The following is an 11,040-nucleotide window of genomic DNA, read 5'->3' on the forward strand; positions in this document are numbered from 1 at the left end:
CCTCCGAGGGTCCGCCCTCGGCTTCCGCAACCTGACCCACTACGTCGCCCGATCCCTCCTCGAAGCCGGCGGCTTCAGACCACGACTACACCCTCAGATCGGATGAGCCGAATTGGCCAGCAACGCGAACGGGCTGCCCGGGGTGAGCGTTCGTACGGCCTCGACGGTCCAGGCTGCCAGCTCGGGGAGACCACCGGCTGCGGCCGGAAGGCTGGGGGTCTGCCCGAAGCCCGGCAGGTCGAGGTAGATCCGCTCGAGACCACCGGCGGCTTCGAGCGTCGGGTCGAGGGCGGCCAGGAGGCGGTGGTCCACCCCGTTGCCGTGGAGGGCCACGACGGGCAGGCCAATGCCGCGGCGCACCACGTGCGGGGTGGGGGACACCGTCCTCAGCGGTTGTTCGGGAACGTCCGGCGGGGGATTCGTCGGGCTGGCTGGGTGACGATTCGGTGGGATCATGCGGTTCTCGGGATGGGTTGGGTCGGGGGTGTTGCGGGCCGCGTGAGGACTACTTGCCGACCGACGGACTGAATCGCCCCGGGTTTCTTAGAGGCTCGCAAGGACCGTGTTGGCGGGTGCCGTCACGGGGTGGTGCTGATGGTAGGTGTTCTCCTTCTCGGCTGGTGGGACCATGCCGATCTCGCCGTGGAGTCGCTGGTGGTTGAACCAGTTGATGTACTCCGCGGTGGCGATCTCCAGGTCGTCGATGCCTCGCCAGGGCCCGTGGTTGCGGACGAGCTCGGCCTTGAACAGCGAGTTGAACGCCTCGGCCAAGGGCCGCCTCGTCCAGGGCCAGGTCGTCACCAACTGGAAACAGGCACTGGCCCATCTCGCAGCGGCCTATCCCGACCGAATCAACCCCTACCTGTGAACACTCCCGCTTACACAGAAACCTTGACAAGCCCTCGCTGGGTGTAGCGGATGGCGACGTACTGGACGCCCTTGTCGCTGTGGTGCTTCAACCCGGTCACGTCCTGCCCGTGACGGCGCCGGTTCCACAACCCCATCTCCAAGGCGTCCAGCGCCAGGTCGGTACGCAGCGACTTCGAGACCTGCCAGCGCAAGACCATCCTGGAGAAGACATCGATCACAAACGCGGCGTACACCCACCCCCCGAAAGTACGGCAATAGGTGGGGGCACCTCCCGCTTGCGGGGGAATGTCTGCCACCCAGACCTCATTCGGAGCGCTGGCAGTGGGGGCACCTCCCGCTCGCGGGGGAAAGTCGCGGTCCACCAGGTCCGGACCATGTTCCGGTCCCTTGCCCGGCACCGTGGTCCGGGGGCCCTTGGCGCGGCTGACCCCACGCAGCCCATCGGCTCTCATGAGGCGTTCCACGGTGCACCGTGCCGCCTCGGTGCCTTCGCGGCGCAGCTGGGCGTGAACCTTCCGGGCCCCGTACACCCCGTCGCTCTGGGCGTGGACCCGCCGGATCTCCACCAGCAGCTGCGCGTCGCGCAGGTCCCGCTTCGAGGGCTGCCGCGTGGCCGCGGCGTAGTACATGCTCGGAGCGATCTTCGTGCCCGCAGCGGTGAGCGTGCGACAGATCGGCTCGACTCCGAACTCGTGCTCGTGCTGGTCGACGACGTCCACGATCAACGGTGTGGGCGGCCTGGCTCCGCCGCGAAGAAAGCCGAGGCCGAGCGCAGGATCGCGTTGGCCCGCCGCAGCTCACGGTTCTCCTTCTCCAGATCGGCCACCTTGGCGGCCTCCTGCGAGGTCACCCCCGGCACCGTGCCGGCATCAACCTCTGCCTGGCGGACCCAGCTACGCAGAGACTCAGGGTGGACCCCGAGCTGCTCCCCGATGCGCTTGAACGCCCCGCGCCGTGTCACCGGGTCTCTACGAGCCTCGACCGTCATCCGCGTGGCCCGCTCCCGCAACTCGTCGGGGTACTTCCGTGGTGCTGGCATGCTCTGCATCCTTCCGTGGGATCAGAGCCTCCATCAAACCCGGGGCGATTCAAGGACTATCCGGGCCACGTGGACTGCCTGATCTACCGCAAGGGTGGCGAGATAGTCGCCACGCTCAACCACTTCCCCGTTGCGATGGGGCCCGAGCGCGCGGGGGCCGTCAACGTCCTCGTGCTCCCGGCATTTCGTCGCCAAGGCATCGGCTCGGCCTTGTGGGAGGAGGCCCGACGACGGCGGGGCGTCAAGGCTGACGGGCAGAAGGCGACCCCGCTCGGAGAGAGGTTCCTGGCTGCTGAGGCTCAGGCGGACCAGGTGATCCCGTCAGCCTTCCGGGCCACCGCCCCCGATCAACCCTGACCCCGGCTGCGCCCGGACGCCGAACGATCTCGGAGGCTGGCGCAGGGGCACCGACTTTCCGACGACTTCTGTCTTCGCGTCGTTGCTGGGACCGCTGCCGGTCAACCACCCGGAAGCCGGTTGACCCACTCCCGGAGCAGTACGGCGATGTCATCGGAGTCGAGGTTCTGCTCCTGCCGCTGGCGGGCTATCTGGCGCATGATGCGGTCGTGGAGTTCGCCCTTCTGAGCACCTTCCGCATACGCCTTGAAGAACGCCACCCAGTGCCGCGCTTCGATCCCTGCGACGCGGGCGCGCAGGGAGTCCTCCACGTAGTCATCCATGAGTCCTGACGCGCGGGCCACTCGCCCGAAGTTGCTCCCTCCGTCATGAGCGGCCACGTCGGCAGTCTTCGTCTTGGGAGCCGGGTACGGCTGCAAACCATCGGGAGAGCGGATGTCGTAGTAGTTGTCCGGGAGTTTCTTCGGCTTCTTCCCCTTGGCGACTGCCTCGACTGCCTTGCGCTCGTCGCTCTCGCGTCGCTCGGTCGTCCAGTAGTGATTCCGCATGTCGGCGGCATAGCGCGCCGACTCGACGTACGGCGCGTAGACCACCGGGTCGCCAGCCAGTACGTTGCTGAGGTGCCACGGGACGACCACGAGGAGGTCGTGCACGTCGCAGGCGTCTCGGCTGACGGTGTACCGGAAGGAAGGCTCACCCTCCCGGCTGAGGAGGTACCAGCCCTTCAGTTCCAGGCCTAGCCCGACCGCCTCGCCTGCTGCCACGCGGGCCGGGCTCGACGTTGCGAGGCGCACGTCGGGGAACGTTTGCGCAGACCGTACGAAGGCGTACTCCTCCCACTCCTCGTCGGGGTCCCACACCGCTCGCAGGCGGTTCAGGGTCTGGACCACCTGAATCTCGATACTGCCGCCGAGCATGGAGTTCAGCGAGAAGAGGTCGCCTGCCTCCAGCCCCTCGATGAAGGTCCGCGACGCGAAGTGCGCCGGGAGCGCGGCCAGTGCGTCCCTGACGTTCTCGGCCAACTTCCCGCGCTTCGTCGTGGGGTCGGGATGCTCTCGTTCGGGACCAGGCACCTCCGGCACGCGTGCATCGGTGAGGCTGCGCTGGTCCTCTACCTCCTGCGCGATCTCCTCGGGAGTTCGATCATCCGTGGTCACCCGTCCACCCCCATCGCCTCGGTCTCCGCGCCCACCTCACGGTTCGTGGCAGCGTCCTGGAGCCGCTCTCGCGCGATCTGGGCGAAGTGCGAGTCCTTCTCGGCCACGAACGCCCGCCGACCCAGGGCGACGGCAGCAACGGACGCCGAGGCCAGTCCGCCGAACGGCTCCCACACCACGTCCCCCTGGCGGGTAGTGGCATGGACCAGCCGCTCCATGAACTCCAGCGGCTTCTGGTTCAGGTGGGTTGCCGAGGCGCGCGTCGGTTTGTAGGTACGCGGCGCCGAGCGGCGCAGCGAGCCCTTCAGCCGTTCGCTGTCGTGCAACGGTGGGCGGGTCCAGACGTTGGTCAGCCCGTGGGTGTGCGTCCACGGGTAGCGCATGCGGTCCCACTCCTCGGCAGTCACGGACCGCTGTCCGTCGAGGGAGAAGTAGGGCCTGCCGGACTCGAAACCGTGCTCGTTGCAGTACGCCGCCATGCGGGCCACCATCGGCCCCGGAGGGAAGTACCAGAGCCAGTCCCTGGTGAGGTACTTGCGCGTAGCGGCGTTCCGCACCCCGCAAGCCTCGTTCGACAGGTAGAGGGGCAGTCCCGAACGCTGCCACTCGTGGCGCAGCCACTCCTGGACGCCCAGCAGGCCATCCTCCGTGGGCACCTCGAACCGACGCTGGTAGAGGATGCACACCTCGGTCACGACGGGGAACTGGCGGATGGTCTTGCCGTTCACGTTCCCGGCGATGTGGGACAGCCCCTTGTCCCAGATGATCGTCTGTACGTAGTCCCACCCCTGACGATCCAGTTCGGCGTGCACGGTCGCCCACCCGACCTCGGTCCCCCAGAACCACAGCGTCGTCCCTGGGGTGGACGCACGGGTCCACGCCTCGATGTGGTCGCGGTACCAGTCCACGAGGTCGGTGGAGTCCACGGTGTCACCGTGAAAGCCGCGCACCCCGTACGCTCCATCGCTGATGATGGTTGTGGGAGTGGGCCAGGTCTCGTAGACCTCGCTCACGTCGCCGAGGTGGAGGTCGAAGGCGTCGGAGGCAGGCGCTACGTCACCCGGTCCTACTGCGTCGGGCGGGTCCTCCACCAGCGCTAACGCACCGTGAGTCGTCGTGCGTCGTGACCCGCGTGGCGCTGATGGCATGCCTGAAATCCTCCTTGATACTGTCTTCTTTGGCGTCAGTCTATGGTCGTGACGAGTCGGCCTCGGGCAGGGCGCGCGGACGATTCACGTACTAAGGCACGGCACAGGCTCACCTTGCGCGCACGGGGGCACCACTTTGGTCAGCGGCTCACCTTCGGAGCACCCCGGCCCGCCGAGGCACTCCCGCGCGGTCGAGCACATTGCGCACCGCTCCATGCGTGCGGTCGGTTATTTCGGCCAGTTCGCGGAGACTGCGGCCCGCCTGGTACACGCGCACGATGAAGTCTCGGACGGCGGGGTCGATCCTGTGGCCGGAGAAAGCCGTCCCCACGAACTCCGGGGCAGTGTCATGACTGCTGGGCCTGCCGCTCGCGGATCAGGGAGCGCTCGAACTCTGCCACCGCTCCCAGCACGCCGAGCAGCAGGCGGTTCATGGAGGAGGCGCCTCCAGGCTCGAAGGTCTGCCCCTCTTTGAGGAACCTCACGCTCACGCCTCGTGCCGTCAGCCCGTCAACGAGACCGTAGAGGTCGGGCACCGACCGGGCGAGCCGGTCCATCGAGGTAACCGCGATCTCGTCCCCCTCCCGCACGTGCGCGAGCAGGGCGTCCAGACCAGGGCGGTTGGTGCTGCCGCCCGAGCAGCGGTCCTCGAACCAGCGGTCCGGCTCGCCCACGGCATCGCGGATCGCGGCCTGCTGCCGGTCGAGGTGCTGATCCTCACTGCTGACGCGGACATACGCCACTGCCTGCCCTGCCATCTCTAGACCTTCCTGACGTTGTGACTGACTAACCGGATCGGGACCCTATTCGGCGGTCCGTCGTGCCACCTGGCGCTCACCGCTTGGGTACTCCCCATCCGGGCACGTGGGTTGAGGGGCACCATGCCTAACCGGCCCGCAGCCCGAGCGCGTCGTCCATTTCGTCCGCCGCCACCGTCCTCGCCCCATCCAGCCCCTCCCCGAGGTGGTCGGCCCCGTCGAGCACCGCTCCAGCAGCCCCCTCGGCAGCCTGCTCGGCTCGCTTCCGCAGTGCCGCCCGTGCCAGTGTGCGCTGCCCCTCTGTCCCGCCTCTGATCCACTCCTCCAGTGCCGTGCGGGGCGTGCGGGGGTTCTTGGCCAGCGCCCGCGCGATGCTCAGATCGCGCCTACGGTCCAGTTCCCCGGCCATCGCCACCAGCGCCTCGGGCGGCGTGCTGGGGTGCTTGGCGACGGCCAGCCTCACAGACTGGTCCTCATCGCCGCTCAGGTCATGGAGCGTATCGGCAGAGCACGCTGGGTTGCTGGCGAGCGCGGCCCTCACCCGACTTTTCTCGTCCCCGGCCAGCACCGCTTCCACTTCCTCGGTGAGCGGCCCTCGGGCGGCGGCTGTCCTCACGGTGGGCGAGGGGTCATACACGGCCTCCGGGTACTCGTCGGCCATGACTGCCCGCTCGGCCACGCTTGCGGCGTAGGTCTCATCGACCTCGCCTTCGTGGCCTCGCTCGCGCATGCGCTTCTCTGGCGCTGGGCTCGACGGGCCTCGGGATCGCCGCAGGAACAGCGGCGGGCGCCTCCGTGCTGGTGGTCACGGTACATAGTCAACCTCGCAGGCAAATCAAATTGCATCTTGATTCTACGCCCATCGAGCGGCATAATCAAGACATGACTCGAAAAGGTGAGACCATCCCCGATCCCCGGGCGCATGAGCGCATGGAGCACCTGGGCATGGCGCTCTACCCCGCCGACGCTCAGGCTTTCGCGACGCTGGTGGAGGAGTCAGGACTCACCCGCTCGGGGTGGGTGCGGGGGGCGATCCGGGCGGCGATGGCCTCTCCGGAGATCGCCCAGGCCATCGCAGAGGCGGGGGATCGGACGGGCCACGGGGGGCGACGGCCAGGGGCGGGACGGCCACGGCGTGTGTCAGAGCAGGGTGAGAGCGTGGACCATCAGGAGGAGAAGCCATGAGGAAGATCAGCAAGACGGCGCTGTGGGGCGCGGTGATCGGCTTCGTGCTTGTCACGGTGTTTGCCGTGGGCGAGATGCTGGGCGATGCCTCGCGCGAGCAGGTGCCGCTCCCCGTGACCTTGATACTGGCGATGGCCATGGGTGGCCTGCTCATCGGGGCGCCTGTCGGGGCGATCCTCGGTGGCTTTGTGGGTTGGATCAGGGGGCGGTCGGAAGGGGGTTCCCCTACCCCTGTTGACTGCGCGCACACCTCCGTGCCGCCCGTCTCCTACAGCCCACCTACTCAGCGGCCCCAGCCGGCTCCCCGCCTGCGCCGGCTCCCGAGGTTGCGCCCGCCGAGAGGATCGACCCCAACCCCCAGCCCGCGCCCAGCGCGGCGCCCGAGCGCCCCAGGCTGGACCGCGACGCCGCGATCCGATCTGCCAACGCGATGAGGCAGCGCTTGGCTGAGGAGAACGAGGCGAGGAAGCCCCGTCTGCTCGCGCCCGTCAAGCCCGCGCCCAATCCCGTCACGCGCTCGGGCGTGGACCTCCGCGACCCCGAGCGCCTGAACCGGGTTCTCGATGAACTCGACTCGTTGCCGGGGCTGGAAAGCGTCGCCAGCCAGGTCCGCACCCTCGCCAACCGCGTCCGGCTGAACGAGGAGCGCAAGACTCGTGGGCTGCGCGTATCCGAGGTCGGCATGCACGCAGTGTTCGTCGGCCCTCCAGGCACCGGAAAAACCACGGTCGCCAGGGTGCGGGGCAGGATGCTCGCCGCGACCGGCCTGCTCCCGTCTGGCCACGTCATCGAGACCGACCGCTCGGGATTGGTCGCTCAGTATCAGGGGCACACGGCGCAGAAGACCGGGCGGGTCATCGACTCGGCCAAGGGCGGGGTCCTCTTCATTGACGAGGCGTACTCGTTGACTCCTCCCGGCCCGGCCTCGAACGACTTCGGGAGCGAGGCCGTGGACACCTTGCTGAAGCGGATGGAGGACGACAGGAGCGAGTTCTGCGTGATCGTCGCCGGGTACACGCGCGAAATGGAGCGCTTCCTAGAGAGCAACACGGGGCTGAGGTCGAGGTTCGCGCAGACCGTGACGTTCCCGAACTACGGCGCCGAGGCTCTCCAGTCCATCCTGGAGAGCATGGTTGCCCGGGACGACTACCGCATCGCTGCCGAGGCCGAGGCGCTGCTCGCCGTGCGCTCACTCGGCTTGCTGCCGCCCCTCCCACCGACAGGGCGAACGCCCGCAGCATGCGTGGCCTCCTGAGCGCCATGGTGGACGCTCAGAGCGAGCGCCTGTCCACCGCTGATCTCGACGCTGAGGACCTGGGCCTGCTCACCGAGGCCGACGCCCGCGTGGCGCTGACCCGACTCTTCCCACGGGCCGTCTGAGAGTCCCCCCAGACATACGGAGAGGCCGCGTGTCCGATGTGCTGGCCCGCCTGGAACCGCCACGGGAGCGAACACGGTCGGGGCCTGCGGCCTCCACTCTCAGCGTTACCCGCGCTGCCCGCCGGAGTCAACCACCGGAGGGGCGCCAGTTTGTGCCGGAATTTTTCAGTGCCTCCTGGCATGCTTCGCCTGAGAGAGACCAGCCTCGCCTGGCTGCGGTCGGATGGGTCAGGCGTTCACGTAGTGGAGACGAAGCATGACGGCGTACGCGGAAATCATCGACTGGGCGGCAACCCGCCCCTGGTGGCAACAGAGGGCCATCGTCAAACTCGCCTCGGGTACGCCGCCTGAAGATGCGGACTACGAAGCGATCGCCGATGCCCTCGTGCTCCCGGCACCGTCCGAGCCCGATGGTGGATGGCTCGCAGGGATACAACAGCCCGCAGAAGTCACTTACCCAGCGGTCACCCTCACGGCTATCCGCGACGTGAGCAACGTCAACCGCCTAGCCACGGGAGAGACACTCACGTTCAGCCCGACCGGAGTCACCGTCGTCTACGGCAACAACGGCTCGGGCAAGTCCGGCTACGCGCGGCTTGTAAAAAGCCTCGTGCACACCCGTCATCAGGAGCAGGTGCTACCGGACATCTTCTCTACCGGCGGCGGCGCCCAGGCCGCCTGCCTGGAGTATGAGTGGGATGGGCAGGCTCACTCCGTCCTTCTCTCCGACGACGCGCCACCCGAACTCCAGCAGGTCAGTTTCTATGACGAGCGCTGCGGCGACCTCTACGTGAGCAAGGAGGGAGAGGCGCTCTACCGGCCATCGGCCTTGCGTCTGCTGGACGGTCTGATCGACGTGTGTGATGGAGTCCGGCAGGTGCTAGACGAGCGCCTTGCAGCGAACGCGCAGCGGACGGTCGGGCTCCCCGCCCTCGAACCCGACACGGCTGCGGGGAGGTTGTTGTCCACCCTCAGCGGAGACACCGACGACGCGACGCTGGATCAGAGGTGCAAGGCCCCGGACGACGCTGAGGGACGGATCAAGGTCGCGCGAGAGGAGGAGAGTCGGCTACGGGCGACCAACCCCGAGAAGGAGGCGGCCCGGCTCGATCAGATGGCGGGGGCGTTCGCCACAATCTCGGCCCATCTCGCCGGACTGGAGAACGCTCTTGGCACCCAGGTCGAGCAGGCTCTCGCAACAGAGCGGGAGACAGCCCGGGATACTCGCGCACTGGCGGACGAGGCTGCGTCATCGCGGTTTGAGGACGAACCGCTGGAAGGCGTGGGCAGTCCCGCCTGGCGGGCTCTCTGGGCGGCTGCGCGCCGATACTCCGAGGAGGCCGCTTACCCGCACGAGGGCTTTCCCCATACTGCGGACGGGAGCCACTGCGTTCTCTGCCACCAGCCACTGAGCGCAGACGCCACGAAGAGGCTCGAACGTTTCCATGCGATGATGGTCGACACTACAGAGGACGAGGCGCGCGCCGCTGCCGACCGACTGGCAAGGCTAGTCAGCAGCGTGGAGTCGGTCCAGGTCGAGCAGACGAACGTCACTATCGCCTTGCGCGACATCCAGCATGAGGACGACCAGGCGCACTCCGAGGCGCTCGCGGCGATTGAGGGCTGGCGGGCGCGACGAGAGGCGCTGCTCGCGTCAGCGGAAGTCCCAGCGGTCCCCAACCTCGATCTGTCTTCTCGGCTGGAGACTGCGGGTAAGGCTTACGCGGTCGATGCCAGGTTGATCGACGCCACCGCCTTCAACGACAGGATTACTGAACTCGCAGCGGTGCAGAAGGAACTTCGCGCCAGCGCGCGACTGGCTGAGGTCGCGGAGGATGTCCGTGCCGAGCGTGACCGACGCCGCGAAGAGGACCTGCTCCAGGAAGCACGCCGTCAGACGGACACACGGGGCATCTCCCGCGCGTTGGGTGACTTGACCGCCTCGCACGTCACGGTCGTCGTTCAGGACTGCTTCTCTCGTGAGTCTCAGGACCTCCAGGTCGACACCGTGACTCTGCTCGGGCAAGGCGTCAGGCGTGGATCGGTCCTGCACAAGCCCGCGTTCGTGGGAGCGGCCATCAAGGCAGACCTACCCCGCGTGCTCTCGGAAGGGGAGCAGACGGCGCTCGGCCTCTCTGGTTACTTCGTGGAGGCGCATCTTGACGCATCCAAGTCGGCCATCGTGCTAGACGATCCCGTCACGAGCCTCGATCATCTGCGCCGCGATGTGGTCGCGGAGAGGTTGGCGCGGTTCGCCAAGGACCGCCAGGTGATCGTGTTTACCCATGACGTGGCGTTCGCGGCGAGCCTGAAGAAGCGCGCGGGCGCCAATGGGGTCGATTTCACCGAACGGACCATCGAGCGGCGGCTCGCAGATGGTCAACCAGGCATCGTTCAGCAAAAGCACCCTTGGACCATCAAGGACGCGGCCACGCGCATCCACGACCTGCGTGCTGACCTAGCCCGTATGACCAAGAAGGTGAATGCAGACGAGTGGACCCAGGACGAGTATGACGACGCGGTGAGCAAGTGGTCGGGGCGCCTCTCGCAGACCTGGGAGCGGATCATCAGTCAGGAGGTGGCGGACCTTCTGTTCGACAGATCGACCCTTCACGTCAGCGTCACCATGGTCAAGATTGCCGAGCAGATCACGAAGGACGACAACCGTGAACTTCAGGAGTCCTACAGTCGGTGCTCGGGGTGGACCCGACATGACCAAGATATGGCACTGAACTACGTTCCTCCCACGCTGGACGAACTCACAGCGGAACTCGACCGTGCGGAGGCGTGGCACAAGCGGGTGAAGGGGTACAGAAAGTAGGGCGCTCCCAGAGCCTCCCACTCCAACTCCGACCTCCTTCGCCCCCGCTGGGCAAGCATTCGGGGCAGCGTCCCTCGGCTGCGGCCTGAGGCGAGAGCCCGGTTCAACGAGCGCGAGGTCGACCTGCGCATACCCGGCTCCACGGCAAGGCTTCTCCGACGCCCGAAGGCAGCGAAGGCCGCGTACTGGGTGGTGCTCGCAGGAGTCAGCACACCGGAAGGGGCGCCAGTTTCTGGCGGGGTTTGTCGGCTCTTCCGATCTGAGGGTGTAGCAGTGGTGGTGTGACCGGGTCGAGGTAGGGGTCGAGGTCCCCTGATGATGGGGG

General features: G+C 67.5%; 13 protein-coding genes. 4 read left to right on the forward strand and 9 right to left on the reverse strand.

Annotation, left to right across the window (positions count from 1 at the left end; all coding sequences use genetic code 11):
* Positions 1–93: 93 nt before the first annotated feature.
* From CYJ76_RS11210 to CYJ76_RS13225, 4 genes are all read right to left on the reverse strand, one after another.
* Entirely contained in the window at positions 94–381 is a 288-nt protein-coding gene (locus CYJ76_RS11210) for an alpha/beta fold hydrolase (protein WP_101850131.1), read from the reverse strand.
* Positions 382–543: 162 nt separating this feature from the next.
* Positions 544–801 (reverse strand): integrase core domain-containing protein, encoded by a 258-nt coding sequence (locus CYJ76_RS11215; RefSeq protein ID WP_238138234.1) that lies wholly within the window; start codon positions 799–801, stop codon positions 544–546.
* 77 nt (positions 802–878) lie between these two features.
* Complete coding sequence (locus CYJ76_RS11220) at positions 879–1,589, reverse strand: IS3 family transposase (protein WP_101850133.1); 711 nt, start codon at positions 1,587–1,589, stop codon at positions 879–881.
* Positions 1,590–1,591: 2 nt separating this feature from the next.
* Positions 1,592–1,909 carry a transposase gene (locus tag CYJ76_RS13225; protein ID WP_180802294.1) on the reverse strand — a complete coding sequence of 106 codons (318 nt, stop codon included), beginning with the start codon at positions 1,907–1,909 and terminating at the stop codon, positions 1,592–1,594.
* Between the two features lie 15 nt (positions 1,910–1,924).
* Between CYJ76_RS13225 and CYJ76_RS12570 the strand changes: the two genes are divergently transcribed.
* Positions 1,925–2,266, forward strand: coding sequence for a GNAT family N-acetyltransferase (locus tag CYJ76_RS12570; protein WP_269148633.1), 342 nt, complete (start codon positions 1,925–1,927; stop codon positions 2,264–2,266).
* 101 nt (positions 2,267–2,367) lie between these two features.
* On the opposite strand, the gene CYJ76_RS11235 is transcribed toward CYJ76_RS12570, so the two are convergent.
* From CYJ76_RS11235 to CYJ76_RS11255, 5 genes are all read right to left on the reverse strand, one after another.
* A complete protein-coding gene (locus CYJ76_RS11235; RefSeq protein ID WP_101850135.1) occupies positions 2,368–3,423 on the reverse strand; it encodes a hypothetical protein in 1,056 nt (351 codons plus the stop codon).
* Positions 3,420–4,349 (reverse strand): DNA methyltransferase, encoded by a 930-nt coding sequence (locus tag CYJ76_RS11240; protein ID WP_202820485.1) that lies wholly within the window; start codon positions 4,347–4,349, stop codon positions 3,420–3,422. Before CYJ76_RS11240 ends, CYJ76_RS11235 begins: the two co-directional genes overlap by 4 nt.
* A 370-nt stretch (positions 4,350–4,719) precedes the next feature.
* Positions 4,720–4,902 carry a helix-turn-helix domain-containing protein gene (locus tag CYJ76_RS13230; RefSeq protein WP_101850137.1) on the reverse strand — a complete coding sequence of 61 codons (183 nt, stop codon included), beginning with the start codon at positions 4,900–4,902 and terminating at the stop codon, positions 4,720–4,722.
* A gap of 16 nt (positions 4,903–4,918) precedes the next feature.
* Positions 4,919–5,329: a recombinase family protein gene (locus tag CYJ76_RS11250; protein ID WP_101850138.1), complete on the reverse strand. Its 411-nt coding sequence runs from the start codon at positions 5,327–5,329 to the stop codon at positions 4,919–4,921.
* 127 nt (positions 5,330–5,456) lie between these two features.
* Positions 5,457–6,059, reverse strand: coding sequence for a hypothetical protein (locus CYJ76_RS11255; RefSeq protein WP_101850139.1), 603 nt, complete (start codon positions 6,057–6,059; stop codon positions 5,457–5,459).
* Positions 6,060–6,956: 897 nt separating this feature from the next.
* On the opposite strand from CYJ76_RS11255, the gene CYJ76_RS11270 reads away from it, so the two are divergent.
* The 3 genes from CYJ76_RS11270 (at position 6,957) to CYJ76_RS11275 (ending at position 10,715) form a co-directional block, all read left to right on the forward strand.
* Positions 6,957–7,769 (forward strand): AAA family ATPase, encoded by an 813-nt coding sequence (locus tag CYJ76_RS11270; protein ID WP_180802296.1) that lies wholly within the window; start codon positions 6,957–6,959, stop codon positions 7,767–7,769.
* Complete coding sequence (locus CYJ76_RS12575; protein ID WP_180802297.1) at positions 7,754–7,894, forward strand: hypothetical protein; 141 nt, start codon at positions 7,754–7,756, stop codon at positions 7,892–7,894. The genes CYJ76_RS11270 and CYJ76_RS12575 overlap by 16 nt, the downstream gene beginning before the upstream one ends.
* 256 nt (positions 7,895–8,150) lie before the next feature.
* The gene (locus tag CYJ76_RS11275) at positions 8,151–10,715 is read left to right on the forward strand and encodes an AAA family ATPase (RefSeq protein WP_101850143.1); all 2,565 of its coding nucleotides are present in this window, start codon (positions 8,151–8,153) and stop codon (positions 10,713–10,715) included.
* The last annotated feature ends 325 nt before the right edge of the window (positions 10,716–11,040 follow it).

Origin of the sequence: Kytococcus schroeteri (genome assembly GCF_002847825.1) — a bacterium.
GTDB lineage: Bacteria > Actinomycetota > Actinomycetes > Actinomycetales > Dermatophilaceae > Kytococcus > Kytococcus schroeteri.

Coding starts and splice junctions, on each gene's coding strand:
- CYJ76_RS13225 (WP_180802294.1), bottom strand. CDS start 1,909: ATGCCAGCACCACGGAAGTACCCCGACGAGTTGCGGGAGCGGGCCACG.
- CYJ76_RS11250 (WP_101850138.1), bottom strand. CDS start 5,329: ATGGCAGGGCAGGCAGTGGCGTATGTCCGCGTCAGCAGTGAGGATCAG.
- CYJ76_RS11255 (WP_101850139.1), bottom strand. CDS start 6,059: ATGCGCGAGCGAGGCCACGAAGGCGAGGTCGATGAGACCTACGCCGCA.
- CYJ76_RS12575 (WP_180802297.1), top strand. CDS start 7,754: ATGCGTGGCCTCCTGAGCGCCATGGTGGACGCTCAGAGCGAGCGCCTG.
- CYJ76_RS11275 (WP_101850143.1), top strand. CDS start 8,151: ATGACGGCGTACGCGGAAATCATCGACTGGGCGGCAACCCGCCCCTGG.